The 23,861-nt window shown below is 62.8% G+C and carries 26 protein-coding genes; 16 read left to right on the top strand and 10 right to left on the bottom strand.

Going from position 1 to position 23,861, the window contains the following annotated elements; genetic code table 11:
• Positions 1–15 precede the first annotated feature (15 nt).
• Both ACERI1_RS13075 and ACERI1_RS13070 read right to left on the bottom strand, forming a co-directional pair.
• Positions 16–1,563 carry a TrkH family potassium uptake protein gene (locus tag ACERI1_RS13075; protein WP_373618648.1) on the bottom strand — a complete coding sequence of 516 codons (1,548 nt, stop codon included), beginning with the start codon at positions 1,561–1,563 and terminating at the stop codon, positions 16–18.
• Between the two features lie 131 nt (positions 1,564–1,694).
• Positions 1,695–2,564, bottom strand: coding sequence for a hypothetical protein (locus ACERI1_RS13070; protein WP_373618646.1), 870 nt, complete (start codon positions 2,562–2,564; stop codon positions 1,695–1,697).
• 191 nt (positions 2,565–2,755) lie between these two features.
• Between ACERI1_RS13070 and ACERI1_RS13065 the strand changes: the two genes are divergently transcribed.
• Positions 2,756–3,763, top strand: coding sequence for a TIGR04024 family LLM class F420-dependent oxidoreductase (locus ACERI1_RS13065; protein WP_373619012.1), 1,008 nt, complete (start codon positions 2,756–2,758; stop codon positions 3,761–3,763).
• A gap of 171 nt (positions 3,764–3,934) precedes the next feature.
• Positions 3,935–4,333, top strand: a complete 399-nt coding sequence (locus tag ACERI1_RS13060) for a hypothetical protein (RefSeq protein ID WP_373618644.1) — start codon at positions 3,935–3,937, stop codon at positions 4,331–4,333.
• A gap of 20 nt (positions 4,334–4,353) precedes the next feature.
• On the opposite strand, the gene ACERI1_RS13055 is transcribed toward ACERI1_RS13060, so the two are convergent.
• Entirely contained in the window at positions 4,354–5,319 is a 966-nt protein-coding gene (locus ACERI1_RS13055; protein WP_373618643.1) for an NADPH:quinone reductase, read from the bottom strand.
• A gap of 80 nt (positions 5,320–5,399) precedes the next feature.
• Positions 5,400–6,521 carry a pyridoxal phosphate-dependent aminotransferase gene (locus tag ACERI1_RS13050; RefSeq protein WP_373618642.1) on the bottom strand — a complete coding sequence of 374 codons (1,122 nt, stop codon included), beginning with the start codon at positions 6,519–6,521 and terminating at the stop codon, positions 5,400–5,402.
• 240 nt (positions 6,522–6,761) lie between these two features.
• Here ACERI1_RS13050 and ACERI1_RS13045 point away from each other — a divergent pair, with 240 nt between their 5' ends.
• From ACERI1_RS13045 to ACERI1_RS13030, 4 genes are all read left to right on the top strand, one after another.
• Positions 6,762–7,430: a DUF6517 family protein gene (locus ACERI1_RS13045; protein WP_373618640.1), complete on the top strand. Its 669-nt coding sequence runs from the start codon at positions 6,762–6,764 to the stop codon at positions 7,428–7,430.
• Positions 7,431–7,672: 242 nt separating this feature from the next.
• Entirely contained in the window at positions 7,673–9,019 is a 1,347-nt protein-coding gene (locus ACERI1_RS13040) for an FAD-dependent oxidoreductase (protein ID WP_373618638.1), read from the top strand.
• Between the two features lie 116 nt (positions 9,020–9,135).
• Positions 9,136–9,354 (top strand): DUF2892 domain-containing protein, encoded by a 219-nt coding sequence (locus ACERI1_RS13035; RefSeq protein WP_373618637.1) that lies wholly within the window; start codon positions 9,136–9,138, stop codon positions 9,352–9,354.
• A gap of 187 nt (positions 9,355–9,541) precedes the next feature.
• Positions 9,542–10,675: an aminotransferase class V-fold PLP-dependent enzyme gene (locus tag ACERI1_RS13030; RefSeq protein ID WP_373618636.1), complete on the top strand. Its 1,134-nt coding sequence runs from the start codon at positions 9,542–9,544 to the stop codon at positions 10,673–10,675.
• 32 nt (positions 10,676–10,707) lie between these two features.
• Here ACERI1_RS13030 and ACERI1_RS13025 read toward each other — a convergent pair whose 3' ends face one another.
• The 3 genes from ACERI1_RS13025 to ACERI1_RS13015 are packed head-to-tail and all read right to left on the bottom strand — an operon-like array spanning position 10,708 to position 11,821.
• Positions 10,708–10,953, bottom strand: a complete 246-nt coding sequence (locus ACERI1_RS13025; RefSeq protein ID WP_373618635.1) for a HalOD1 output domain-containing protein — start codon at positions 10,951–10,953, stop codon at positions 10,708–10,710.
• Positions 10,954–10,992: 39 nt separating this feature from the next.
• Positions 10,993–11,574 (bottom strand): DsrE/DsrF/DrsH-like family protein, encoded by a 582-nt coding sequence (locus ACERI1_RS13020; RefSeq protein ID WP_373618634.1) that lies wholly within the window; start codon positions 11,572–11,574, stop codon positions 10,993–10,995.
• A 1-nt stretch (position 11,575) separates the two neighbouring features.
• Positions 11,576–11,821 (bottom strand): sulfurtransferase TusA family protein, encoded by a 246-nt coding sequence (locus tag ACERI1_RS13015; RefSeq protein ID WP_373618632.1) that lies wholly within the window; start codon positions 11,819–11,821, stop codon positions 11,576–11,578.
• A gap of 246 nt (positions 11,822–12,067) precedes the next feature.
• Between ACERI1_RS13015 and ACERI1_RS13010 the strand changes: the two genes are divergently transcribed.
• From ACERI1_RS13010 to ACERI1_RS12990, 5 genes are all read left to right on the top strand, one after another.
• Positions 12,068–13,261, top strand: a complete 1,194-nt coding sequence (locus ACERI1_RS13010; RefSeq protein ID WP_373618630.1) for an MBL fold metallo-hydrolase — start codon at positions 12,068–12,070, stop codon at positions 13,259–13,261.
• A gap of 8 nt (positions 13,262–13,269) precedes the next feature.
• The gene (locus ACERI1_RS13005) at positions 13,270–13,761 is read left to right on the top strand and encodes a YeeE/YedE family protein (RefSeq protein WP_373618629.1); all 492 of its coding nucleotides are present in this window, start codon (positions 13,270–13,272) and stop codon (positions 13,759–13,761) included.
• Positions 13,761–14,219: a YeeE/YedE family protein gene (locus ACERI1_RS13000; protein WP_373618627.1), complete on the top strand. Its 459-nt coding sequence runs from the start codon at positions 13,761–13,763 to the stop codon at positions 14,217–14,219. The genes ACERI1_RS13005 and ACERI1_RS13000 overlap by 1 nt, the downstream gene beginning before the upstream one ends.
• Before the next feature lie 21 nt (positions 14,220–14,240).
• Positions 14,241–15,422, top strand: a complete 1,182-nt coding sequence (locus ACERI1_RS12995) for an anion permease (protein WP_373618625.1) — start codon at positions 14,241–14,243, stop codon at positions 15,420–15,422.
• Positions 15,423–15,526: 104 nt separating this feature from the next.
• Positions 15,527–16,318, top strand: a complete 792-nt coding sequence (locus ACERI1_RS12990) for a 2-oxo acid dehydrogenase subunit E2 (RefSeq protein WP_373618623.1) — start codon at positions 15,527–15,529, stop codon at positions 16,316–16,318.
• Positions 16,319–16,492: 174 nt separating this feature from the next.
• On the opposite strand, the gene ACERI1_RS12985 is transcribed toward ACERI1_RS12990, so the two are convergent.
• On the bottom strand, positions 16,493–17,344 hold the full coding sequence (locus ACERI1_RS12985; RefSeq protein ID WP_373618622.1) for a universal stress protein: 852 nt from the start codon (positions 17,342–17,344) through the stop codon (positions 16,493–16,495).
• 369 nt (positions 17,345–17,713) lie between these two features.
• On the opposite strand from ACERI1_RS12985, the gene ACERI1_RS12980 reads away from it, so the two are divergent.
• From ACERI1_RS12980 to ACERI1_RS12965, 4 genes are all read left to right on the top strand, one after another.
• Positions 17,714–17,863: a hypothetical protein gene (locus ACERI1_RS12980; RefSeq protein ID WP_373618620.1), complete on the top strand. Its 150-nt coding sequence runs from the start codon at positions 17,714–17,716 to the stop codon at positions 17,861–17,863.
• A gap of 2 nt (positions 17,864–17,865) precedes the next feature.
• A complete protein-coding gene (locus ACERI1_RS12975) occupies positions 17,866–18,897 on the top strand; it encodes a sulfite exporter TauE/SafE family protein (RefSeq protein ID WP_373618618.1) in 1,032 nt (343 codons plus the stop codon).
• Positions 18,898–18,967: 70 nt separating this feature from the next.
• A complete protein-coding gene (locus ACERI1_RS12970; protein WP_373618616.1) occupies positions 18,968–19,378 on the top strand; it encodes a helix-turn-helix domain-containing protein in 411 nt (136 codons plus the stop codon).
• 365 nt (positions 19,379–19,743) lie between these two features.
• On the top strand, positions 19,744–20,667 hold the full coding sequence (locus tag ACERI1_RS12965; RefSeq protein ID WP_373618615.1) for a sulfite exporter TauE/SafE family protein: 924 nt from the start codon (positions 19,744–19,746) through the stop codon (positions 20,665–20,667).
• A 6-nt stretch (positions 20,668–20,673) separates the two neighbouring features.
• Here the strand turns inward: ACERI1_RS12965 and ACERI1_RS12960 are convergent, their stop codons facing one another.
• Positions 20,674–20,937: a hypothetical protein gene (locus ACERI1_RS12960; RefSeq protein WP_373618614.1), complete on the bottom strand. Its 264-nt coding sequence runs from the start codon at positions 20,935–20,937 to the stop codon at positions 20,674–20,676.
• Complete coding sequence (locus tag ACERI1_RS12955; RefSeq protein WP_373618613.1) at positions 20,937–21,296, bottom strand: ArsR/SmtB family transcription factor; 360 nt, start codon at positions 21,294–21,296, stop codon at positions 20,937–20,939. The genes ACERI1_RS12960 and ACERI1_RS12955 overlap by 1 nt, the downstream gene beginning before the upstream one ends.
• 117 nt (positions 21,297–21,413) lie before the next feature.
• Between ACERI1_RS12955 and ACERI1_RS12950 the strand changes: the two genes are divergently transcribed.
• A complete protein-coding gene (locus ACERI1_RS12950; RefSeq protein ID WP_373618612.1) occupies positions 21,414–23,174 on the top strand; it encodes a carbamoyltransferase in 1,761 nt (586 codons plus the stop codon).
• Positions 23,175–23,861 lie beyond the last annotated feature (687 nt).

The following is a 23,861-nucleotide window of genomic DNA, read 5'->3' as shown; positions in this document are numbered from 1 at the left end:
CAGGAGTCCGTATAACTACGAGCGCCAGTACGCCGGCGTCAGGATGACCAGCACGGAGAGGATCTCGAGCCGCCCGATCCACATCAGAAAGACCATGTAGAGCTTCGCGGCGTTGGAGAACGGCTCGTAGCTGTTCATCGGCCCAACGACGCCAACGCCCGGGCCGACGTTCCCAAGCGTCGCGATCGTGGCGCTGGTTGCCTCGAGCGCCGACAGCGAGAGGTCGGGCGTGCGATAGGAATCGAGGAACAACAGGACGCTCGAGACGACGAACAGCGTCAGGAACAGCGCCATGAAGACGAAGATGCTGTGGATCGTCTCCTCGTCGATGATGTCGCCGACGCCGCCCATTCGAACCGGACGAATCACCTGTGGGTGAACGAGCGTGAAGAGTTCCCGACGCATGGACTTCCCGACGACGTACCAGCGAACGATCTTGATCGAACCGGCTGCCGAACCCGCTGAGCCGCCCAGAAACATCGCGAAGAGGAGGATTACCTGCGTCGACTCGCTCCACGTGTTGAAGTCCATGCTAGCGTAGCCGGTCGTCGTCACGATCGCCAGCGTCTGGAAGAGGCCGTGGCGCAGCGATCGCTCGAGACTTCCCGGAATCGTCGCGACTCCCTCGGGAACGGTCGCGAGGCCGACGCCGAGAAAGAGCAGCGCCGAGAGGAGGCCGCCGACGATCCCCATCGATAGCAGATAGGACCGGAACTCGGCGTTTCCCGTCAGTCGCTCGAGGTGACCGCGCCAGGCGTACCAGTAGAGCGCGAAGTTCGTCCCGGCGACGACCATGAAGACCATGATCGCCCACTGGATGATCGGCGCGAACGCTTCGGCGCTGCGGGCCTCCGGCGAGAAGCCGCCGGTCGGCAGCGACGTGAGCGCGTGTGCGACGGCGTTGTAGAAGGTCATGTTCGGGGCCACTCCTGCGAGGTGCAGTCCGTAGTAGACGAGCACGGCGGCGAGCGTAAACCAGGCGTAGATCAGCCACAGCGCCCGCGCGGTCTCCCTGATCCGCGGCGTCAGTTTCTCGACTTCGATGCCCGGTGCTTCCTCCCGGATGAGCTGGACCCCACCAACGGAAAGCTCCGAGAGGATCGCGACCATGAGGACGAGGATCCCCATCCCGCCGAGCCACTGAGTGAGCTGTCGCCACATCATGATCGACCGCGAGTGAGTCTCGACGGAGATACTTCCCATGACCGTCGCACCCGTGGTTGTAAACCCACTCATGCTCTCGAACAGCGCGTTGACGGGGTCTGCGATCGTCCCCGTCCCGGCGACGAGATACGGGATCGTCCCTACCAGCGGGACAACGAACCACGTTAGCGCGACGAGTAAGAACGCCTCGCGGTGTTCGAGGGAGGGGTCGGGCTCGAGCGCCTCGAGTCCCGTCCCGACGGCGACGGCGACGACCAGCGCGACGAGGAAGGGAATCGGCGACTCCCGGTAGTACAGTGCGACGACGGTCGGAAACAGCAGCGTCAGCGAGAGGTATTTCAGTACCGTTCCGACGAGACTGCAACTAGACCGTATATCGACGTGAAGCCTTTGTGCCATATATTGTGAGTGTCGCACCGCGAGTCAATCACCGCTATACCCGATCGTCGTCTCTGCGATAGCGTCCGGTCTCGCAATAAATACTCGGTTCGATCGCCGCCACTGACCCGATTACGACGCATCTCCTGCGATCACGAGAGGAACTGCTGGTAGTGGGCGTCCATCGCCGCTCGAGCAGTCCGCGAGAACGCAGGGACGTAGTCCATGTTGAAATACGACCACGTGTCGTCGACGGGGGCGGCAGCCTCGCCCACCGCACCCTGTTCCGTTGCGAACCGATGGCTTCGTGGAGTATTCCGGCTTTCCCGTGCCGAGTAGCCTGTCGCCATCACAGTGATTCCGTGGTGGACGAACCAGCCGCTGGCCGCAGGATGGTCCTGTGCGCCACAACTGTGGGCGCGCAGTCCCGGTGACGGGTCGCGAACGGTCGCGTCCGCCGGATAGTGCGGGAACTCGGCCCAGCCAAGTACCGCGTGGCCACATTCGTGGGCTGCGAAGTTCCGAATCAACGGTCGCGGCATCCTGACACCCGCTCCGAACAGCCCGCCGAGCGCGGTGTTGACGTAGCCATACGCGCCCGGCGTTCCGTTCTCACTGCCGTCGTCGCCAGCGTACGACCGCATCGCCCCTGCAGTGGCTCTCCCGTCGTCGATGACGAACAGTGTCACCGTTTCGGGCGTCCGATCAGACGGAAGCGCGTCGTCGGCTTCGATCGCATCGAGCGTCGCCTCGTACGACGGTTCGATGTCGAAGTCGACACCTGTCACCGCGTCGGCTTCCACCGTGGCCGATCCCGGCGTCGCATCCGTCCACGTTTCGGCGAACAGTCGTCCGCCCTCGAGCACGAACGGGAGTGCGCTGCTGGTGGGCTCGACGGACGCGTGACGGACGACCTCGACCGTGAGCGTGTCGTCGTCGCTGCTGGCCGAGACGGCCCCGGACGCGCCGACGGTTCCGGCAGCAGCGGCAGACGCACACGCGAGAAACGTGCGTCGTTCCATTGGTACGTGATCTCACAAGAACGTGATAAGCGTTCCGAACATGTCAGTAGGTGATTGTGTGTGGGTCGAGTGGCAGGCCGGTTCCGTGTCGGCTGAGACGGAAACGCGACCGTTTTATGTGAGTTCGTACCGCGGTGTGCGGTGATGAGACTGCGAGTTGCGACTCGAGGACTGCCGTGGAGGGGAGTGTCGTGACCGTCGACCTGGATCTGCTGGTGCAACTCGGCGACTACGATCGGCCACAGGGGGTCGCCGAGCGGGCCGTCCAGGCCGAAGAACTGGGATTCGATCGGATTACGGTCGGCGAGACGACCGGTTGGAACATTATCCCGCCGCTGACGCTTGCCGCCGACCGCACCGAGGAGTTGGGCATCTCGAACGATGTCATCTCGCCGTACGGGCGAACGCCCGCGATGCTCGCTCAGACGGCGCTAACGATGCAAGACGCCACCGATGGTCGGTTCCGATTCGGGATCGGCCCGAGCTCGCCGGCGATCACCGAGCGCTGGCACGGCAAGGCGTTCGACCGACCGCTGCGCCGGACCCGCGAAGTGATCGAGATCATGCGCGGAGTCTCCGATGAGGGCACCCCCGCCTACGAGGGCGAGGTCTTCGAGATCCCGGGCCTGAACTACGAACGTGGCCCCCACGAGAACCCGCCGCCGATCGATCTGGGCACGCTCGGCCCGAAAGCCACCGAGATGGCCGGGCGCTTCGGCGACGGCTGGGCTCCGCAACTGTTCACGAAAGACGGACTTCGGGAGCGACTCGAGGATCTCGAGCGCGGTGCCGACCTCGCGGACAAGGAGCTTTCGGACCTGCGTGTGGCCCCGATCGTCCGCGGGATGGCATCCGAAGACCGGGCAAAAGCGCGAGAGAACGCCCGTAGCACGATCGCGTTCATGCTCGGGGCCTACGGTCCCTACTACGGGGACTCGGTCGCAGAACAGGGCTATCCGGACGTCGTCGAAGAGATCCGGGCCGCGTGGGAGGAGCGAGATACCGACGCGATGGCTGCAGCGCTTCCTGACGAGGTCCTCGACGAATTAGCGCCCGCAGGCACTCCTGACGAAGTCCGTGAGTGGGTCGAAGACTACGGCGAAATCGACGGCGTCGACGCCGTCCGAATCGGGTTCGTCGACGGCCTGTCCGAGGAGGACAAGCGGACGACGATGGAAGCCGTCGCCGACCTCGTATAATCGACCAGTCCGTATCACGGGCACCTGTTTCGAGTGGGACCATGTCGCAACAGCCGGCGACTACTCGAGAGCGTCTCTCGGTTCGTCGCTGTCTGTGACCGTTCGAGGACGACAGAATGCCCGAAGCACTTTGCCTTTCAGTATAAGTACTCACCACAACCTACCGGGAGTATGATTCCACTCCTCCAGTCCCCCGAGAGCCTCACTGCGTTCGGCGAGTCGTCAGACGGCATTGATACGGCGATGGAGCTACTGGCCCATCGTCGACGTCGCGTAGTGTTGCAGTATCTCGAGGCGGCTGGTGGCTCTGCGACGCTCACAGAACTCGTCGTCGAGATCGCGACTCAGGAAGCAACTGCGGAGCCAAACGCCATCTCGGATCACGGTGATGTCTCCGCGCGGGACCGGCGGGCCGTCCGCATCTCGTTACATCACACCCATATCCCGAAGCTGGCCGCCGCAGACGCGATCGACTACGAGCGCGAGACCGAGACGGTCACGCTCGGCGAGCGCGGTCGGACGCTGCTCGAGCGGGACGACGCCGTGCGCGGACTGGGCAACGTCGAGTAGCGGGTTCGATCGACGGCTCGTTACGGTTCGATCACGAGCTTGCCGAGGAAACTCTCGTTCATCACGGCGCGGTGTGCGTCGGCGGCCTCCTCGAGGTCGTAGCGCCGTGCCGTATCGATCGACAGCGCACCCGTGTTCATGAGGTGGGCGACGCCCCGCAGCGGGACGCGCAGGTCGGGCGTGTTGAACATACTCATGAACTGGTAGGTGACGTCCTTCGAGCGGGCGGCTCCGTCGTTCGTAAAGCCCGGATCGGGGCTGTTCTCGCCGATGCCGACGACGCGGGCACCCGTCGCGGCCACGTCCGCGTCGAACTGCAGGTAGTCGTCCAGCCGATGGTCGAGCACGGCGTCGACGCCGCCGTCGGAGGCCTCGAGGACGGCGTCTGCGAGGTCGTCACGGCTGTAGTCTAACACCGTCTCGGCTCCGTCGTCGGCGAGCGCGTCGTGATACTCCTCGGCTGCCGTCGTAATCACCCGCGCGCTCACGGCGGCCCCGATCTGGACGGCAGCGTGGCCGACGCCGCCCGAGCCGCCGTGGACCAGACAGTACTCGGCGGGTTCGAGGCCGGCGTGGTCGATCAGCGCGCGCCAGGCGGTGACGGCGACGACGCCGGCAGCTCCAGCTTCGGTCAGGTCCGCACCGTCGGGAAGGTGGACGACGCGGTCGGTCGGGACCGTCGCGTACTCGGCGTAGGAACCCTGAAAGCCACCGTTTCCGATGCCGGTACCGTAGACGCGGTCTCCCGCGTCGAAGTCGTCGACGGCGTCACCCACCGCGGCGACGACACCCGAGACGTCGACACCGGGCGTGAAGGGGACGTCAACCGGCTCGTACGACCCATCCCGGAAGTAGGTGTCGACGGGATTGACGCCCGCAGCGGCGACCTCGACTAAGAGTTCGTCCGCAGCCGGCTCGGGTCGGTCGATCTCGTCTACCTGCAGTACGTCCGCGTCACCGTGTTCGTGAAGGCGTACAGCGCGCATGTCGTTCGGCACGACGTAACGAGAGCGTATAATGGTACACGCAAGCAGCCAGCGCCAGCGGCGGCTGTGCTCGCGAGCGGTTACTGTACCGCTTGCGTCGCGTCGTCGATGATCTCGAGTGCTTCTTTCAGTTCCTCGGTCCCGGTCGCATAGGAGAGTCGCGCGTAGCCTTCGCCGTTCGCGCCGAAGGCGTCGCCGGGGACGACAACGACGCCCCGATCGAGCACTTCATCACACCAGCCCTCGGGTACCTTCGGCATCGCGTAGAAAGCCCCTTCCGGAGTGGGCACCTCGAGGCCGGCGTCGGTGAGCCCGTCGAGCACGAGGTCGCGGCGCTGTTCGAAGGTCTCGACCATCTCCTGCACTGGCTCCTGTGGGCCCGTCAGGGCGGCCTCGGCGGCGTACTGGGCCGGTGCGGAGGCACAGGCCTGGCCGTACTGGTGGACCCGAAGCATGCGCTCGATGCGGCGATTCGAAGCGACGACCCAGCCGAGTCGCCAGCCGGTCATCGAGTAGGTCTTCGAGCAGGCGCTGATGGCGACGACGTTGTCCGTCTCGGCGAACTTCAGCGGCGAGTGATGTTCGCCCTCGAAAACAATGTGTTCGTAGACCTCGTCGGAGATACAGAGCACGTCGTGTTCGTCGGCGATGCGGGCGAACTCGCGCATGTCCGCCTCGCTCTGGACAGCACCCGTCGGATTCGCGGGGCTGTTGACGATGAACGCTGCCGTCTCGTCGGTGATCGCGTCCTCGACCGTCGCGGGATCGAGGGTGAGGTCCTCGCGCAGCCCGACTGGCTTCGGCGTGCCGTCGGCGATGTGGGTCAGGGCGTCATACGAGACGAAGCCGGGGTCGGGGAAGATCACTTCCTCACCGGGATCGACGTGGGCCTGCAGCGCGAGATGGAGCGCCTCGCTGCCGCCCGAGGTCGCGATCACGTCCTCGGGGTCGATCTCGAGACCGTAGTCGCGGTCGTACTTCGCGACGATCGCCTCGCGAAGCTGTTGCGTGCCCTTGTTGGACGTGTAGGCGTCGGCCCGCCCGGATTCGATCGCCTCGATCGCCCCGCGGCGAGCGTGGGCGGGCGTCGGGAAGTCCGGCTGGCCGAGGCCGAGATTGATCGCGTCCTCGCCGGCGGCCTCGAACACTTTGCGAATGCCGCTGATCGACACCTGCTCGACTCGAGCTGCGAAGTCAGTCATGGCTAAACGGGGGCGTTCGACCCCGATAACTCTTGATGTGTGACTCTCGAGTGGGACGGGGACAGTCGGGTTCGTGTCCGTCTCAGCTCGTCCAACTCGGGACGGGATCGGGCTCGGCTTGAGGGGGTCGGTGTCAACTGGACATCGAAAGCCATCGATCTATTCGATGTGACGACTGTCTTGTCTACGAGAGAGCAGACACCACAAGGAATATGCCAGTCGTAGCGAATCACTGGGGTAATGACGCTCTCTCGACGATCGCTGCTCGCCGCGGGCGCGACCGGGACACTCGCGATGACGGCTGGCTGTATCGATTTCGTTCTCGGGAACGGACCGCTCGAGTTCGACTCCGACCGCGTCGCACCGAGCGATGACGCCCTCACGGAGACCGGCTATCAAGAAAAAGACGCCACCGAAGAAACGATCGAGCGAACGATCGAACTCCCCGGCGGCGTCGAACGCGAGATCCGGGCGGCGATCTGGCGATCGGTCTATACGAAGGAAGTCGAATACGCCGGCCAGACGAACGAGGGGGCTGCCTTTGCCGCTATCTCGATTCCCGGGATGCAGGTTGCGGGTCGATCGCTCAACCCGCTCGACGAGTTGTCGAACAAAGAACTCCTCGAGCGGTTTCTCGAGCAGGTTCCCAACGAGAACGGTGGGATCAGCAACATCACGCACACGGACTCGTTTGGACTCGACATCCTCGGTGACGGTCGCAAGGTGGATGTCTTTGCCGGCGAAAGTCAATTCGAGGGCGAGACGATCGACATCGAACTCAAGCTCACGTCCTTTGACCACGAGGGCGACCTGCTCGTCTTACTCGGCACCTATCCAAAGATGCTCACTGCCGAATCGGCAAACGCCGAGCAGCTCATGGAGTCGGTCACGCATCCGCTCTCGAGCTAACGGCGAGTCGGCATCTCGACTCGAGCCCGAACGGGAGTTCGACTGGCTGTCAGTGTCGAACCGGACGACGCCACCCCGGGAAACTATTTCTACATCGCTCGTGTTTGACTTCGCGTGTGGTGTCGACTGAGTGCGATTCCGTCAGACAGCGGGAACGGACGCTATCGTGGACGGTCGGCTGCAGTGTACAATATTGGGAATGTCCAGAAATAGTTTAGGCGTTGCCGACCCAGCAATCACGTATGACAGACACGGTCGTCGTCATCGGCGGTGACGCAGCAGGAATGAGCGCTGCGAGCAAGGCGAAACGGGAAAACCCCGACCTGGACGTGATCGTTTTCGAAAAAGGTGACTGGGTCTCGTATGCCGCCTGCGGGATGCCCTACTACGTCAAAGGGGACGTCGACGAACTGGACGATCTCGTCACGATAACAGCCGAGGAGTTCCGCGAACAGCGAGACGTCGACCTGCGAACTGGCCACGAAGTCGTCGACATCGACCCCGACGCCGAGACGGTGACGGTCGAAAGCGACGAGGAAACCTACGAGCAGTCCTACGACGACCTCCTCGTGGCGACCGGCGCGAGCGCGATCAAACCCCCCTTCGAGGGGCTCGACCTCGAGGGCGTCTTCACCATTCATAACATGGACGAAGCCGACGCCATCGAGGACTACGTCACCGAACGCGACCTCGAGACGGCTGCGATCGTTGGCGGCGGCTACGTCGGGATCGAGATGGCCGAGGCGCTGTCGGAACACGGCATCGACGTCGATCTCTACGAGATGCTGCCCCACGTCCTCCAGCCGTTCGGCGAACCCGTCGCCGAGGTCGTCGAAGACCATCTGCGCGAGCAGGGTGTCAACCTCAACCTCGAGACGGCGGTATCGGGCTTTGACGGTTACGAGCGCGTCGAGAGCGTCGAACTCGAGGAGGAGACCGTCCCCGCCGACATCGTGATCGTCGGCGTCGGCGTCGCACCGAACGTCGACCTCGCCGAGGCAGCCGGCATCGAACGCGGACCGACCGGCGCGATCGCGACCGACGAGTACGGCCGGACGAACTACGAGAACATCTACGCGGCAGGCGACTGTGCCGAGGCGCGCCACGTCGTGACCGGTGAGCCGGACCACGTTCCGCTTGCCCTGACTGCCAACCGTGCGGGCCGGGCGATCGGCCAGACGATCACCGGCGATCCCACGCCAACCGGCGAAATCGCGGGCACGGCCATCGTCAAGGCGTTCGAACTCGGGGCCGCTCGGACGGGACTGACTGACGAGGAGCACGCCGAGGAGGCCGGCTTCGATCCGGTCTCGGTCACGATCTCGGCGGCAACGCGCGCTCACTACTATCCGGACGGCGAAGAACTCTCCGTGACGCTGTTGGCCGACCGCGAGAGCGGCACGCTGCTTGGCGGCAGCGTCGTCGGTCGCGAGGGCGCAAAACGCATCGACACGATCGCGACGGCGCTTCACGCCGGCATGACCGTCTCAGAACTCCAGAACGCCGATCTGGCGTACGCACCGCCGTTTAGCCCCGTCTGGGATCCGGTTCTGACCGCGGCGAAAGTGCTCTCCGGCAAGGTCGAGTAACGACGGCTGACCGCCTCGAGCCGCGGATTGACAGTACTGGCAGCCGCTGTCGGCAGCGTTCTGAAGATGTCGGAATGCAAGAAACGCTTAACTTCGGGCTGTTCATAGCAGTGACTATGGAAAACAATGTCGGCTCGGTGGACCGGCTCGTACGGCTCGTCGGTGGCGCGGTTCTCGTCGCCATTGGCATTGCGTCGCTTGCGCATATCCTCCATGCCGGGACGATCGTGGGTGTGATCGCGACGCTGGTCGGGCTCGTCTTCTTCGGGACCGGGCTGACCCGGTTCTGTCTGCTCTACCAGCTGCTGGGCGTCGATACGTGTAAGGCACCATAACCGGCGTCAGCCCGGGACCGATCTGTTCGACTCAGCTCGTCTGCTGTCGCCCCCAGTATTTCGCAAGTAGCCCAAGATTATTGTCCGCTGGTTACGTAGCCATCCCCAATGGAAGCGAACGAACCGGCGTCGAACGGTGCAATCTCTCCATGCCAGACGGATGGACGATCACGACGGAGAACGACCCATGTCTGAGAACGTAACGATGACCCCGACTGAACTCCGGACCGACATCCCTGCCCTACAGGACGGAATCTACCTCAACTACGGCGCACACGGCCCGAGTCCCCGATACGTCGTCGAAGCTGCCGACGAATTCGTCCGGACACACGAGTACGAGTCGCCGATCGCGGCCGATCCGTACGAAACCGCCTTCGCGGCGTTCGACCGCACGCGAGAGACGGTCGCGTCGTTTATCGGTGCCGAACCCGACGAGATCGCGCTCACGGAGAGCACGACCGGCGGGATCAACGCGTTCGCCAACGCGATCGACTGGCAGCCCGGCGACGTCGTCGTCCGCACCGACCTCGAGCATCCCGCGGGCATCCTCCCCTGGCAGCGCCTCGAGCGGGAGGGCGTCGAAGTTCGCGTCGTCGAAACCGAAGCTGGTCGGATCGACCCCGATGAATTCGCTGCGGCCGTCACGGACGCGAAACTCGCCTGTTTCAGCGCGCTTACGTGGACCCACGGGACGCAGCTCCCGGTTGCGGAACTGGTCGATATTGCCCACGACGCCGGCGCGCTCGCGCTCGTCGACGCAGTGCAGGTCCCCGGTCAACTCCCGATGGACGTCGGGGAGTGGGGAGCCGACGCCGTCGCCGCTGCCGGCCACAAATGGCTGCTCGGACTCTGGGGGGGTGGCTTCCTCTACGTCGACCGAGCCGTCGCCGAGGACCTCGAGCCACGGGCCGTCGGCTACCGGAGCGTCGAAGACGCAAACGCCGACCCCTACGAGTACGCAGCCGGTGCGCGCCGGCTCGAGGTCGGCTCGGCGAACCCGGCACCTCACGTCGCGCTCGGCGAGGCGATCGGCGCCATCTCCGAGGTCGGGATCGACACCATCGAAGCCCGGATTCATCGCCTCGCGAGTCGGCTCGCTGACGGCGTTCCCGACGACCGACTGCTCAGTCCACGAACGCCGGAGTCCGGGCTAGTGACGATCGACGTCGCGGATCCGACGGCGACGGTCGAACGGCTGGCTGCGGCGGGTATCGTCGTTCGTGAACTGCCGTCACCGGACGCGATTCGGGCGTCCGTTCACGCGGTTAACACTGCAGCAGAGGTCGATCGGCTGCTCGAAGAACTGAAGCGAGAATGGTGATGTGATCGCGAGCGATCGTTGATACTGCCGTATCAGTCTAGTTCGACGGTCTCGTCGTCGGTGACGGTGATTTCGTGGCCGCGGTAGCGAAATCGCACTTCGAGCGCCCGGTCGGCATCGGTCGAGCCGTGCTCGAGCAGCTCTTGCAATGCATCGGGATCGATGACATCGGCTAGCGGCGGGTTCATTGTGGCAGGGTCAGTATTATCGGCTGCGGCGACTGTCTCGATGATCTGCAGTACGATCGTCGACGAATTGGGGGTCGTATGGAGGGTCATTAAAACCGTAGAGTACAGTGCCGGGCGCGTCGTCTGGGTTCAGACCAGCAACTGGACGTCCGATTCGGCCATGTGCTGGAGGGCGGTCGCGGCGCCGACGCCAGTGGTGACGCCGTCGTAGAAGTCGTCCTCGTCGTACTCCATCAGTTCGATGGTCATCTGACAGGCCTGCAGATCGACGCCCTGATCGAGGGACAGTTCGATCAGCTCCTCGATGGTTGCGGTGCCGTTCTCGTCGATCTTCTTCTCCATCATCCGCGTCGCCATCCGGTCCATGCCGGGGAGCGCGGCGAGGGCGTTCGGCATCGGCATGCTTGGGTTGCCGACCGCACTGAGCTTGAGCTCCGAGGACTTCTCCTCGTGGAGGATGTCGAGTCCCCAGAACGTGTGGAAGACGACCACATCCCAGCCGAATGCGGCCGCGGTGCTCGCGAGGATCAACGGCGGGTACGCCATGTCGAACGTCCCCTGGGTCGCGACGATCGTCATCTTCTTCTGGCCGTCGCCGACCTCGGTCTCGAGGCTGGCGACTTTCTCCTCGAGTTCTTCGATCCGCTCCTGGAGGGCGTCCTCGCTCATCGGCTCGCCGTCAGCTCCCGCCGAGGGTGTGTCCGTGCTCATCTTATGCCGTCTTCTGGACGTAGTGTTTGTAGACGTCGCCGTCCTCGACCTGCTCTAAGAGTTCGACGCCGTCTGTACCGGTCGCCCAGCCGTCGAGGTCACTCATGCTGCCCGAGTCCGTCGCGACTACCTCGAGGATCTCGCCCTCAGCGAGGTCGTCGATGGCGGACTTCGTTTTGACAACCGGCATGGGACACGATGCACCTTTCACGTCGAGCGTCTCCGCGATATCGAATGCTTCACTCATGGTGGATTACTCCGTGATCTGTATTGGAGTTACTCCACAATATTGTTTCTGGGGTTAAAAGAATGTCGATTCTTGCACCCAACACAAACAACTGCGCTCCGCAGAACGGCACAAATACTACCTGAAACGCCCTTTCCGATTGCTTTAGACGCTAGTTTTCAGTTGTAGATGGGTCGCTATTGTGCAAATTGGGAATTATTATGCAAACTCTTATGTGGCACCGGCCGATACCTGTGAGTACACGATATGAACGCCGACGACTTCCCTACGCCGGACGCCGATGTCGAGACGGTGACTCCGGAAACGTTGAAACGTCGCATCGACGCAGGCGAGGCTGTGACGCTCCTCGACGCGCGCATGCAGTCTGATTACGAGGAGTGGCACATCGACGGCGAGAACGTCGAGTCGATCAACGTCCCCTACTTCGAGTTCCTCGAGGACGAGCTCGACGAGGACGTGCTTGCACAGATTCCCGACGACCAAGACGTAACGGTCCTCTGTGCGAAAGGCGGAGCCAGCGAGTTCGTCGCGGGTACGCTCGCGGAACAAGGATATGATGTCGACCACCTCGAAGACGGGATGAACGGCTGGGCGCGGATCTACGAGCGCGTCGAAGTGTCCGAGTACGACGGCGCGGGCACGCTCTATCAGTACCAGCGTCCCTCCTCGGGCTGTCTTGGCTATCTCGCCGTCGACGGCGACGAGGCCGCGGTCGTCGACCCGCTACGTGCCTTTACGGACCGCTACCTCACCGACGCCAACGAACTCGGCGTCGACCTGAAATACGCGATCGATACGCACATCCACGCCGACCACATCTCCGGCGTGCGTGCACTCGACGCAGTCGGTGTCGAGGGCGTCATCCCCGAAGCCTCGGTCGACCGCGGCGTTACCTACGCCGACGACGTGACGCTGGCCGCCGACGGCGACGAGTTCGAGGTCGGCGACGCAACCATCGAGACGGTCTCCACGCCCGGACACACCTCCGGCATGACCTCGTATCTGGTCGACGACTCGCTGCTGGCGACCGGCGACGGCCTGTTCATCGAGAGTGTCGCTCGGCCCGACCTCGAGGAAGGTGACGACGGTGCACCCGAAGCCGCGGCCCAGCTCTACGAGAGCCTCCAGGAGCGTGTCCTCTCGCTGCCCGACGAGACGCTGATCGGTGGCGCACACTTCAGCGACGCCGCCGAACCCGCCGCCGACGGCACCTACACGGCACCGATCGGCCAACTCGTCGACGAGATGGACGCGCTCACGATGGACGAAGACGACTTCGTCGAACTCATCCTCTCGGATATGCCACCGCGACCGGCCAACTACGAGGATATCATCCCGACGAACCTCGGCCAGCAAGAGGCTGACGACGACGAAGCCTTCGAACTCGAGCTCGGCCCGAACAACTGTGCTGCCAGCCAGGAATCGCTCGCGGGTGACTAATAATTTATATGGTAGCTGATCCAGTCCCTCTCCAGTTGGCCGCCGAACTGTTCCCGAACGGGATCAGTCGGTACGCCATCGGCGGGCTCTTCGTCGGTCTCGGCACAGTCGTCATCTATCTCGGGACCGGCATCCCCGCCGGTGCGAGTACGTTCCTCGAGTCGACGCTGTCGTACGTCTCTGGACAGTCCCGCTTCCAGCGGTACGTCTCGTCCCGTGACTGGCGGCTCGTGTTCACGCTCGGTATCATTCTAGGTGCCGCGGTGTATGCGGTCGCCTTCCAGGGCGGTGCGTGGACCACTGACGTACAGTGGTGGCGGCTGCTCATCGGCGGCGTCTTCGTCGGCATCGGGACGCGTATCGGCAAGGGCTGTACGTCCGGCCACGGCGTCTGTGGCGTCGGCTCTGCATCGAAGACCTCGATCACAGGTGTAATCACGTTCATGATCGTCGCAATCCTGACTGCACAGATCGTCGCCGCACTGGGGGTGAGTCCGTAATGGCGGACCGACATCCCCTCTTCATGCCGCTGATACTGGTCGGCGGCCTGATCTTCGGCTTCGGACTCGGCTTCAGTCACATGGCCCGCCCGGAAGTGGTGCTGAACTTCCTCCAGTTCGACGACCTCGGACTGGTGTTCGTGATGTTCGGCGCTGCGATCGTCACTGGCGTGGTGTTCTTCCTCGCCCCGCGGCTGCTCGGTCGGGCACCGCTGACCGGCGACCCGTTCGAACGCCGGCTGAAGTCGTTCGATCGGAACGTCCTGATCGGCGGTGCGATCTTCGGCGTCGGTTGGGGGCTCTCGGGCATCTGTCCGGGTGCCGCCTACGCCAGCCTCGGTATCGGCAACGTCACCATCCTCTGGGCGCTCGCCGGGATGTTCCTCGGCGCGTACCTGCAGGGTCGGTGGCGTAGCCGTACCGCCAGTGCTGACTCCGTGACTGCAGGTGCGGACTAAGCCGCTCTTTTCGATCCGCTAATGGACCTCACTCTCGTTTTGCTGTTCGTCACCGCCGGGTTCGCGAGCCTGTTTATGGCGTGGGTCATCGGCGCTGGCTCGAGCGGCGCGACACCCTTTGCGCCCGCCGTCGGTGCCAACGCCATCCCGACGATGCGGGCCGCGTTCGTCGTCGGAATCTTCGGCTTCGCCGGAGCCGTCACGCAGGGCGCGAACGTCTCTGAGGCGATCGGTCGCGGACTGATCGGCGGTGTGAGCCTCCCAGCTACGGGGGTTATCGCCGTCTTACTGATCGGGGCCGGCCTGATGGCTGTCGGCATTCGAACCGGTTATCCGATCGCGACCGCGTTTACCGTGACCGGGTCCGTGATCGGCGTCGGGCTCGCACTCGGCGGGACGCCGGTCTGGGCGAAGTACCAGCAGATCGGGGCCGTCTGGGTGCTGACGCCGTTCGTCGGCGGCTTCATTGCGTACGGGATCGCGAGTATTCTCCCACGGGCCGACGTGCCGGAGCGATTCAGCGTCGCAGTGCTCGCGGGCCTCGTCGGTGGCGTCCTCGCGAACGTCGAGTTCTCCTTTCTCGGCCCTGCCGGCTCGACCGGCACCGTTTCTGGGACCCTCCAGGAGCTCGCCGGACTCGCGACCGCTACTGCCGCGGTCGGCGTCTCGCTTGCAGTGGCACTCGCGGTTGCAGCGCTCGTCTACTGGGACATCCGGCAGGACATGACCGGCGGGCTCAGGCGGGTGTTGCTAACGCTCGGCTCGCTCGTCGCGTTCTCGGCTGGCGGCAGCCAGGTCGGGCTCGCAGTCGGACCGTTACTGCCGTTGCTCGACGACCTCGAGGGGATCTCGACGATGGCGATCCTTGTCGGTGGTGGTGTCGGGATCCTCGTCGGCTCGTGGACCGGTGCGCCACGCATGATCAAGTCGCTCGCACAGGACTACTCGTCGCTGGGACCACGTCGCTCGATCGCCGCGCTCGTCCCGTCGTTTCTCATCGCGCAGGTCGCGATCTTGCTTGGCGTCCCCGTCTCGTTCAACGAGATCGTCGTCAGCGCGATCATCGGTAGCGGCGCGGCGGTCGGTGGCAGGGATGCGATCAGTCCGCGGAAGATCTCGATGACGATCGGTGCGTGGATCGCGTCGTTCGCGCTTGCGTTCGTGCTCGGTTACGGCGTGGTCGTCGTGTTCCCGATGGCGTAGCCAGGCACTGCTCTTTGTGTACTCGTTGGTTCAATAGATTATCGCCGCGGACGATACCCTTGGTCGGTACGTACGAATTTAGTTCACGCTGTGCATGTGAGTCTATGAGCAACCGAGGCCCCGAAATCGATCGCGTGTCTCCCCAAAAGCAGTTGACAGTGGATTATATGCAGATGGCAGGACATCGGAATAACGTCCACGGGCTCGTCGAAATCGACGTCACCGACGCCAGGGAGCAGATCCAGACGATCAAAGAAGAGACCGAAATAGACCTTTCGTTCACAGCCTTCATCATCTCCTGTTTGGCAGCCACCGTGGAGGAACAGCCACAAGTCCACCGATATCATGATTGGCGGGGACGGATCTACGAGTTCGAGGACGTGGATGTAAACGTTCTTGTCGAACAGGAGGTTGACGGCGAGCGAATCGGTGTTCCACACGTCATCCGGGCGGCGAATCAGCGGACAGTCCGGTCAATTCACGATGAAATTCGACGCGCCCAGGCGGACACTTCGAACCGTCCCGAGGCTGGCATCGCCAAGCTCGCCCGCCGCTTTCCCGGATTCATCCGCAGACAAATCTGGCGCCTCCCGCAGTGGTTCCCATCACGGTGGAAACAGCTCGCCGGCACCGTCGCTGTCACCTCCGTCGGTATGTTCGGCACCGGAAACGGCTGGGCCATCAGTCCCACGAACTACACCCTCCAGCTCACTGTCGGCGGCATCGGAACCAAACCACGCCTGATCGATGGTGAACTCCAGTCCCGGGAGTATCTGAGCCTCACCGTCACCTTTGACCATGACGTCGTGGACGGAGCCCCAGCCACGCGGTTCGTCCAGCGCCTTGGCGCACACCTGGAAGCCGGCACCGGCCTAGACGCCGTGTCCGCCGACTGAGCAACCTCTCGGCGAGAGCCAAGACACCACACCGTTCAACTCCCCCTCTGTATTCAGACTATACCCTTAACAGCTACCTCTGAATTCAATTGTGACTCCGTTATCTGCTTGCTCTGTACCCATGATGCATTTTGCACCCAATTCTGCGCAAAGAAAATGCGCAACCAGCTACGATTACGCCGACCGCGGCGGCGGCACGAGATAGACGTTCCCCGCCGCGCGCGCGATGACTGACTCGGAGACGCTCCCGAGCAACAACCGCCGAAGTCGGCTCCGGCCACGCGAGCCCAGCAAGATCGTCGTCGCGTCGAACTCGGTTTCGGCTGCGAGGATCTCGTCGGTTGGATCGCCCTGCCGAACGTCGATCTCTGTCTCGATGTCCCACTCCTCGAGCTGGGCTGCGAGCTCGTCTAGCCGTGTGCTCGGATCGTCGCCGTCGTCCCCCGTCGTGCCGGCGTCTTTCGGCGACTGGACGTGGACGAGCCGCGCCGACTGGGTCGCGTGGCGAAGCGTCGAGAACGCCTCGAACGCGCGCTCGGCGTTGTCGGAGAAGTCGGTTGCATACAGCATGCGCCGAAAAAGGTGTTCGCGACGAACTTCGGGCTCGTCGGTCTCGCGTTCGATGCGTGTAATGAGCAGTGGCACCACGGTCGTCCGCGCGAGATTCCGCGTCGTCGATCCGATGACGCGGTTCTCGAGCGGGCTTTTGCCACGTGAGCCGGCGATCGTCAGCTCGGCTCCGACAGTGCCGGCGATCCCGTTGATGCGACGATGGGGCGTCCCACGGACGACGTGCGTGTCAACCTCGAAGCCCGCGTCCTCCATTACCGACTGATACCGATCGAGCGCACGCTGGCGACGGCCTTCGAGGTCCATGCCTGGCATCCCCGCGTGGACGTTCGAGGGGACGACGGTGACGAGATGGATCGTGTCGATGCCGATTCGCTCGAGACACTCGAGACAGGTCTCGTTCTCGATCGCCGCTTTACTGGCCGCCGAGAGATCGGTCGCGTAGAGTGCTCGCATGTCTCGAACGGATGCGATCGTCGTATAATATTGTTCGTATTCTTCAAAACCGGTGAACGTTGGAGCGCATGGCATCCGATCTGCGAGTGCGAGTTGGTAGCCATCAGCAATCAGTGATGGCTGACAGTCTCGAGTAATAATATTTCGCGCGTGACCGATTGAGGCGTTCAATCACGGTCGCTCAGGGAGATGATCTGGACTGCTATATCCGAATAACTTATGCATATATTTCGGTTGGATAGCCGTGTGATCAGCTGCAGTAATATTGTACAGCACATCCAAAACTGTTAATACTGGCATCCGATTAGAGACTGTTGAAGAGAAAGCCATGATGCACACACAACTGCACACGATAGCTGGTGAGGCGCAATGATCGGTGGGGGGAGTCTGACCGCATCGGTCGACGCTGGCATGCTCATTGGGGCTGTGCTCCTCGAGGCCATCGTCCTGTATATCGGCTACGGCGCAGCGGAACAGCTACTCGGAGAACCAGTGGTTAACCGCATTAAGAACAACTAACAATGGAAATACTTGGAATGAGCCTGGCGCTGATCGTGATGTTCGTCGGGTTCGGTCTGCTCATCGGGATCCTGTTCGGATTCTTCGGGATGGGCGGGTCGTTCCTCGTGACGCCCGCACTGCTAGTGATGGGCTACGACGCGAACGTCGCGGTCGGGTCCGGTCTGGCCTTTGTCTTCGGGACCTCCGTGATCGCGACGCTCAAACACCGTGACCTCGGGCAGGTCGACTACAAACTCGGCGTGTTGATGATCGCCGGCACCACTGCCGGCATCGAGGTTGGGAAGATCGGCCTCGAGTACCTCCAGCACATTGGGCTGGCCGGTTCGGTGGTCAGTGTCGCATACGTCCTGCTGCTGGGTGGGATCGGTGTTTTCGTCACCTACGAAGCGATGAAAGGCGGCGGTGGCGGCATCGACCACGACGTCGACGAGGACGCCGATCTCGAGGACGAGGAGATCCCCGAGATCGCCCAGAAAATCCAGTCGTACAACGTGCCGCCGATGATCTCGATCCGCGGTGGCTTCAAAGTCTCGCTGTGGATGGTGCTGGCTGTGGCGTTCGCGACGGGGGTGCTATCGGGCTTCCTCGGCGTCGGTGGCGGCTTCATCCGCATGCCCGCGCTGTTCTACCTGATCGGCGTGCCCGTCCCGGTCGCAGTCGGGACCGACCTGTTCGAGATCGTCTTCTCGGGCGGGATCGGGAGCTTCCTCTACGCCCAGTCCGGAGCGGTCAACCTCGGCATCGTCGTCCCGCTGCTGGCTGGCAGCGCACTCGGTGCCCGCGTCGGCGCAGCCGCGACCAACCTCGTCAACGAAGAGGACATCAAGGTCTACTTCGGGGTTATGCTGTTGCTCGGCGCGATCGCCGTCGCGGTGCGAGAGATCGGCGGGCTCCTCGAGATGCCCGTCCTCGACGTGGTGAGCCTGGCGATCATCCTCGGGGCCGCGCTGCTCGTCAGCGGGGCCGTCGTCTACAGCGGCGTCACCGTGCTCCGCGAGGACGCGAGCGCGCCGCCGTCGACCGCTGACTAGGTTGACGCAGCATTGTACGATCTCTACACAAGTCTTTTAACGGCGCGGCGTCTATCTAGGTGTGATTCCAATGCCGGATTCGATGTCCGAACAACTCCAGCAAGATATGCAGTGTGAAGGACTCCTCGAGTGCTTCCACGGCCTCAAGCAACTCGATAAGGAGTGCTTCCGGGCGCTCGTCGCTGCCGATGAGCCGATGACCGTCGACGAAATCGCCGACGCCGTCGACCGCGAGCGTTCGACCGCCTACCGGGCCGTCCAGCGGCTGCTGCAGACGGGATTCATCCAGAAAGACCAGGTCAACTACGATCAGGGCGGGTACTACCACGTGTACTTCCCGACCGACCCGTCGAAGATCGCTGACAGCATGCAGCGGATGTTGAACGACTGGTACGCGAAGATGGGCCAGCTCATCCAGGAGTTCGAGAACAAATACGAGCAGGCACAGGCCGACGTGGCCCAGACCCAGATCGAAAGCTAGTCCCGCGGCGTGGTTCCGCGGGTCCGATCGAGTACCACATCGGGCGGCGATGACGCGTCGTACCGAGGCTCGTATTCGGATTCGACACTGCGGTGCTGGCTTGGGGCCACTCGCTGATCTTTCTCGAGCCGCTATCTCGTCTCTTCTCCCCCGTTTCGACCGCTAGCGGAAAATCTCTCCTCGAGCTATGACGGTCCGTTTCCGCTCAATCGCGTGTAACTGTGTTTAAGCGGCTGTGAGCCGCCATTTCGGTGTGCTTTCGTCGACTCGGAACTCCGTAGATCTCGCCGAATCGCACAGGGGGATACTGTTCCCGTGTGTATCGGGTCGTAAGGCGACTGCATCGTCTTCGCCAGCCTCTCGCTATGAGCACACCAGAACCTACCAGCGACGTCGAACAGTTTCTCACGAACGTCTCCGCGTTTCGGTATCGGGAGGTGATGATGGTCGCCGCGACGCTCGCTGTCATCGTCGCGTCGATCGTCTTCTTCCCGGGCCTCGAGCACATCGACAAAGGCGTTCAGTCCGACCTCTCGGTCGAATTACTTGCCCTGTTCGTCGCAGTCGCGATCGTCGCCGGTGTCGTCAAAGGGATGATCGGCTTTGGCTACTCGCTGATCACGACGCCGGTCTTCGCGTCGGTTATCGACCCGACGTTCGCCGTCGTCGTCCTCGCGATCCCGCCCTGGATGCTCAACATGTTCCAGATCGGTGAAACGGATACCGGACGAGAATTCGTTCGCGAGGAGTGGCCGCTGCTTTCGCTTGCCGTCGTCGGGAGCATCATCGGCGTCGCGGCGCTGGCAACGTTCAGTGCCGGGCCGATCGTGCCTTTCGTCATCGGCCTCGTCATCCTCGGCTACGTCGCCTTTCAGGTCGTCCAGAACTTCGTCACGGTCGAGGAGGCCCACCACCCGATCGCGCTCGGCTCCGCCGGCTTCCTCGAGGGCTTTCTGCTCGCGATCGCGAACCTCGGCCCGCTGCTGCCGGCGTACTTCCATACCTTCGAGCGTGACACTGAACGCTACATCGGCGGTCTCTCGATGGTGCTGGGAACGATCTTCACCGTCCGCATCATCCAGATGTCCTTGTTTACCGATCTCATGACGACCTACCGGCTCTGGCTCGGCTCGGTGATCGCGGTCGTCACCATCGTCGGCCTGCTGGTCGGAACCTACCTCCGGCGCCTCGAGATCGACGAACAGCGGTTCAACTGGTTCGTCGTCGGACTCCTGTTCGTCATCGCGCTCAACATCTTCCGGAACTCCGTGCCGGCGCTGTTCTTCTAGCGGCCCCTACTTCGTCAGCGACGCGAGGATGAGCAGCATCCCGCTCGAGACGATGGCCGCCTGTACGAGGGCGGCGGAGGCGATCGTCGTCCGAAACACGAGGTAGATCAGGCCCTCACAGATCGCCCCCGCACCGATAAACACGAAGCCTGCGGCGACGTATAGCATCGGCGTTTGGCCGTTTCGCCGGTAGCCGTGATACGCCAGATACGCGACGACGAGGCTCAACACGAGCGTAATCAGTTTGGCGATGACGAACGAGGCCTCCATCAATCGTCACCCCGGAGATCGTCCCAGAGCGACGTAAAATTGTCAGCGAGCTCATCGCGCGTCTCGAGCGTCAGCGACAGTTCGCCATCGGTGAGATCGACGCGGAGCCCCTCGAGCGCCGTTTCGAACTCGCTTCGGTGGGCTCCGTTCGAGTCGACTGTGTTTCGTTCTTCGATGAGCTCGAGGTCCTGAAGCGTCGAGACGCGTCGATAGACCGTCGTGAGAGAGGCATCACACTCCTCGCTTAGGGCCTTCGCGGTCATCGGACCTTGATCGGCCGCGACGAGTATCTTCCGCGCGTATTCGTCCGCGAGGATCTGGAATATCTCCGACGAGTTCGGGGAGCCACCGTGCTGCACAGGACACACCCCGACGTTCTATGCCAAATAGGCCACGATTTGCTGGTTCAGCAAATCGCCGCGGCTGTCTTGAAGCCACTCGGTGTCGATGTAGGATAGCGTCACAATCACGGAACCATGACGGATTACCTCCTTGCATTTAAACCCGCGATCGGACTGTACGGCCAACACGATCCGAGCGCCGTCCTCTTCGAAGACGGGACGCCCGTGTTCGGCGTCGAAGAGGAACGATACACGCGGGACAAACACGCCACTGAGACGTTCCCCGACCGTGCGATTCAAGCCTGCCTCGACCATCGCGAGCTGGTGATAACGGATCTCGATCGCATCCTGCTCCCCTACGATCCGCCACTCCGCAGTGAGATCGCCTCCCACTACCTGACCGACGCGATTCGAGTGCCCGGGCTCGGACGGAAACTCTCCGCACTGGAACAAACGCTCGTCACCCAGATTCGGAGCCGATTCATGCCGACGCGACAGATCGAATCCCGTCTCGAGTCGTTCGGAACGCCGCTGCCACCGATCGAAACGATCCCCCATCACCGCTGTCACGCCGCGAGTGCGTTCCACCCCTCGGGCTTCGACGAGGGGATCGTCCTTACCGTCGACGCAAAGGGCGAGTACGACGCGACGGTCGTCTGGTACGCCGACAGCACCGGGTTACAGCGCGTGCGCACGTACGAACACCCGAACAGCCTCGGTCTCTTCTTCGCAGCCGTGACGGAGTACCTCGGCTATCGCATGTTCAACGGCGAAGGGAAGGTGATGGGACTCGCACCGTACGGAAACGACAACCCCGAGATCGAATCCGCCCTCCGGAGTCTGATCGACACGGGCGTCGACTACGACGTCACCGACCTGACGAAACGATGGGGGACCGGCCACGGCGTCGAGACGCTCGAGAACGCCTTCGGTCGATCCCGAAAGGAGTCACCCGAGTCGTTCGACCAGTGGGAGAAAGACCTCGCGTACACGGCTCAGAAACTGCTCGAGGAGACGGTCGTCGACATCGCGGAGTCGGCGGTCGAGCGCTTCGGCACCGCCAACGTCGCGCTCGCAGGCGGGGTCGCGCTCAACTGCAAACTGAACCAACGCGTCCGAGAATCGCCGGTCGTCGACGACGTCTTCGTTCAACCCGTCGCTCACGACGCCGGCCTCGCCCTCGGAGCGGGCTGGTCGCGACAGCGGCCGGCGGACATCGACCGCCAGACCGACGTCTACCTCGGCCCCGAGTACGAGACCAACGAGATCCGGGCGACCCTCGAGACAAACAAAATCGAGTACGCGGAACCGGATGACCTCGAGCGGTACGTCGCCGAACGGCTCGCGGACGGCGACCTCGTCGGCTGGTTCCAGGGCCGGATGGAGATGGGACCCCGGGCGCTCGGCGCCAGAAGTATCCTCGCCGATCCACGGACTGCCGCGTCCCGCGATCGGGTTAACCGCTTCGTCAAACACCGCGAAGAGTGGCGCCCGTTCGCGCCGTCGATGCTCGAGTCGGTCGCCGAGGAGTATCTCGTTGACGGCAGGCCGGCACCGTTCATGATCGATGCCGACGACATCCGCCCAGCAAAGACCGACGAGCTCGAGGCCGTCCTGCACCCGGCCGACGACTCGACGCGGCCTCAGACCGTCCGCGAGGACCAGCACCCGCGCTATCACCGACTCATCTCGGAGTTCGCCGACATCACTGGCGTGCCGGTGGTCCTCAACACCTCGTTCAACGACCATGCCGAGCCGATCGTCCGGACGCCAACGCAGGCGATCAAGGACTTCTACGGGATGGGGCTGGACGTCCTCGTCCTCGAGGACCTCGTCGTCGAAAAAGGTGTTTCGTCCGAAAAGCGACCTGACGAACGGCTCGCGGTCACGAGGTAATCTCGAGCGAGTGTGTCGCTGACCGGACGGATTAAACTGCGCTGATCGCGTCGGCCCTGACTCGAGTCGACGCTACAGCCAGTGTTGGTGGGTGTCGTCGAACGATTAGCATGTCATTTCTTTCGTCCCAATCGGGTTGAACTATCCGTTCACTACATCTGCGAATCCAACGCTGGTACTTCCATCAGCTATCGGTGATGTTAGCAGAGCGGTGTCGGATACAGGAAACTACAATACCAGAAAGCACTTATAAAACACGTGTCACTACACTGGGGTGAAGTATCGTACCATCGTAATTGTCGGTATTATTGTCGCGTTCCTTCTGCCTGTAAGTCTGTTAGGCTCTAGTGCAACACATCAACCCTACGAGCCAGAGGACAGAGAATATAGAATCGCACACGAATCTACAGACGCATACGCGGAGATGCCAACTAACCCCGATAACGCTACTTCTGTGGATGAGTTGTCTCCTGAAGCACAACAAGTGTTTCAGGACTTACTCAAGCAGCCACGAAGGACATCCGAGTGGGACCCGAATGGCTGGCAGTCGCAGGATATCAGAATCTGTGCGGATTATATGCTGGTTTGCGATACATATAGAGAGGAACCCGAGTTTCCAGGGACACCAGATCGGCACCCACACGAAACAGTCAGAACCAGTACCCTAGAATACAACGGAGAGTATTA

The sequence above is a fragment of the Natrinema sp. HArc-T2 genome (assembly GCF_041821085.1).
Lineage (GTDB): Archaea > Halobacteriota > Halobacteria > Halobacteriales > Natrialbaceae > Natrinema.
The sequence above is the reverse complement of the archived record's forward strand: the minus strand, read 5'-3'. Positions and strand labels throughout refer to the sequence as shown.

Bases quoted from the DNA above. Each gene is read 5' to 3' on its own strand.
- ACERI1_RS13005 (WP_373618629.1), top strand. From the start codon at position 13,270: ATGGTAGCTGATCCAGTCCCTCTCCAGTTGGCCGCCGAACTGTTCCCG.
- ACERI1_RS13060 (WP_373618644.1), top strand. From the start codon at position 3,935: ATGATTCCACTCCTCCAGTCCCCCGAGAGCCTCACTGCGTTCGGCGAG.
- ACERI1_RS13050 (WP_373618642.1), bottom strand. From the start codon at position 6,521: ATGACTGACTTCGCAGCTCGAGTCGAGCAGGTGTCGATCAGCGGCATT.
- ACERI1_RS13035 (WP_373618637.1), top strand. From the start codon at position 9,136: ATGGAAAACAATGTCGGCTCGGTGGACCGGCTCGTACGGCTCGTCGGT.
- ACERI1_RS12950 (WP_373618612.1), top strand. From the start codon at position 21,414: ATGACGGATTACCTCCTTGCATTTAAACCCGCGATCGGACTGTACGGC.
- ACERI1_RS12970 (WP_373618616.1), top strand. From the start codon at position 18,968: ATGCCGGATTCGATGTCCGAACAACTCCAGCAAGATATGCAGTGTGAA.
- ACERI1_RS13025 (WP_373618635.1), bottom strand. From the start codon at position 10,953: ATGACCCTCCATACGACCCCCAATTCGTCGACGATCGTACTGCAGATC.
- ACERI1_RS13020 (WP_373618634.1), bottom strand. From the start codon at position 11,574: ATGAGCACGGACACACCCTCGGCGGGAGCTGACGGCGAGCCGATGAGC.
- ACERI1_RS12990 (WP_373618623.1), top strand. From the start codon at position 15,527: ATGAGCAACCGAGGCCCCGAAATCGATCGCGTGTCTCCCCAAAAGCAG.
- ACERI1_RS13075 (WP_373618648.1), bottom strand. From the start codon at position 1,563: ATGGCACAAAGGCTTCACGTCGATATACGGTCTAGTTGCAGTCTCGTC.
- ACERI1_RS12985 (WP_373618622.1), bottom strand. From the start codon at position 17,344: ATGCGAGCACTCTACGCGACCGATCTCTCGGCGGCCAGTAAAGCGGCG.
- ACERI1_RS12965 (WP_373618615.1), top strand. From the start codon at position 19,744: ATGAGCACACCAGAACCTACCAGCGACGTCGAACAGTTTCTCACGAAC.
- ACERI1_RS13030 (WP_373618636.1), top strand. From the start codon at position 9,542: ATGTCTGAGAACGTAACGATGACCCCGACTGAACTCCGGACCGACATC.
- ACERI1_RS13045 (WP_373618640.1), top strand. From the start codon at position 6,762: ATGACGCTCTCTCGACGATCGCTGCTCGCCGCGGGCGCGACCGGGACA.
- ACERI1_RS12975 (WP_373618618.1), top strand. From the start codon at position 17,866: ATGGAAATACTTGGAATGAGCCTGGCGCTGATCGTGATGTTCGTCGGG.
- ACERI1_RS13010 (WP_373618630.1), top strand. From the start codon at position 12,068: ATGAACGCCGACGACTTCCCTACGCCGGACGCCGATGTCGAGACGGTG.
- ACERI1_RS13055 (WP_373618643.1), bottom strand. From the start codon at position 5,319: ATGCGCGCTGTACGCCTTCACGAACACGGTGACGCGGACGTACTGCAG.
- ACERI1_RS13040 (WP_373618638.1), top strand. From the start codon at position 7,673: ATGACAGACACGGTCGTCGTCATCGGCGGTGACGCAGCAGGAATGAGC.
- ACERI1_RS13000 (WP_373618627.1), top strand. From the start codon at position 13,761: ATGGCGGACCGACATCCCCTCTTCATGCCGCTGATACTGGTCGGCGGC.
- ACERI1_RS12980 (WP_373618620.1), top strand. From the start codon at position 17,714: ATGATCGGTGGGGGGAGTCTGACCGCATCGGTCGACGCTGGCATGCTC.
- ACERI1_RS12960 (WP_373618614.1), bottom strand. From the start codon at position 20,937: ATGGAGGCCTCGTTCGTCATCGCCAAACTGATTACGCTCGTGTTGAGC.
- ACERI1_RS13015 (WP_373618632.1), bottom strand. From the start codon at position 11,821: ATGAGTGAAGCATTCGATATCGCGGAGACGCTCGACGTGAAAGGTGCA.
- ACERI1_RS12995 (WP_373618625.1), top strand. From the start codon at position 14,241: ATGGACCTCACTCTCGTTTTGCTGTTCGTCACCGCCGGGTTCGCGAGC.
- ACERI1_RS13070 (WP_373618646.1), bottom strand. From the start codon at position 2,564: ATGGAACGACGCACGTTTCTCGCGTGTGCGTCTGCCGCTGCTGCCGGA.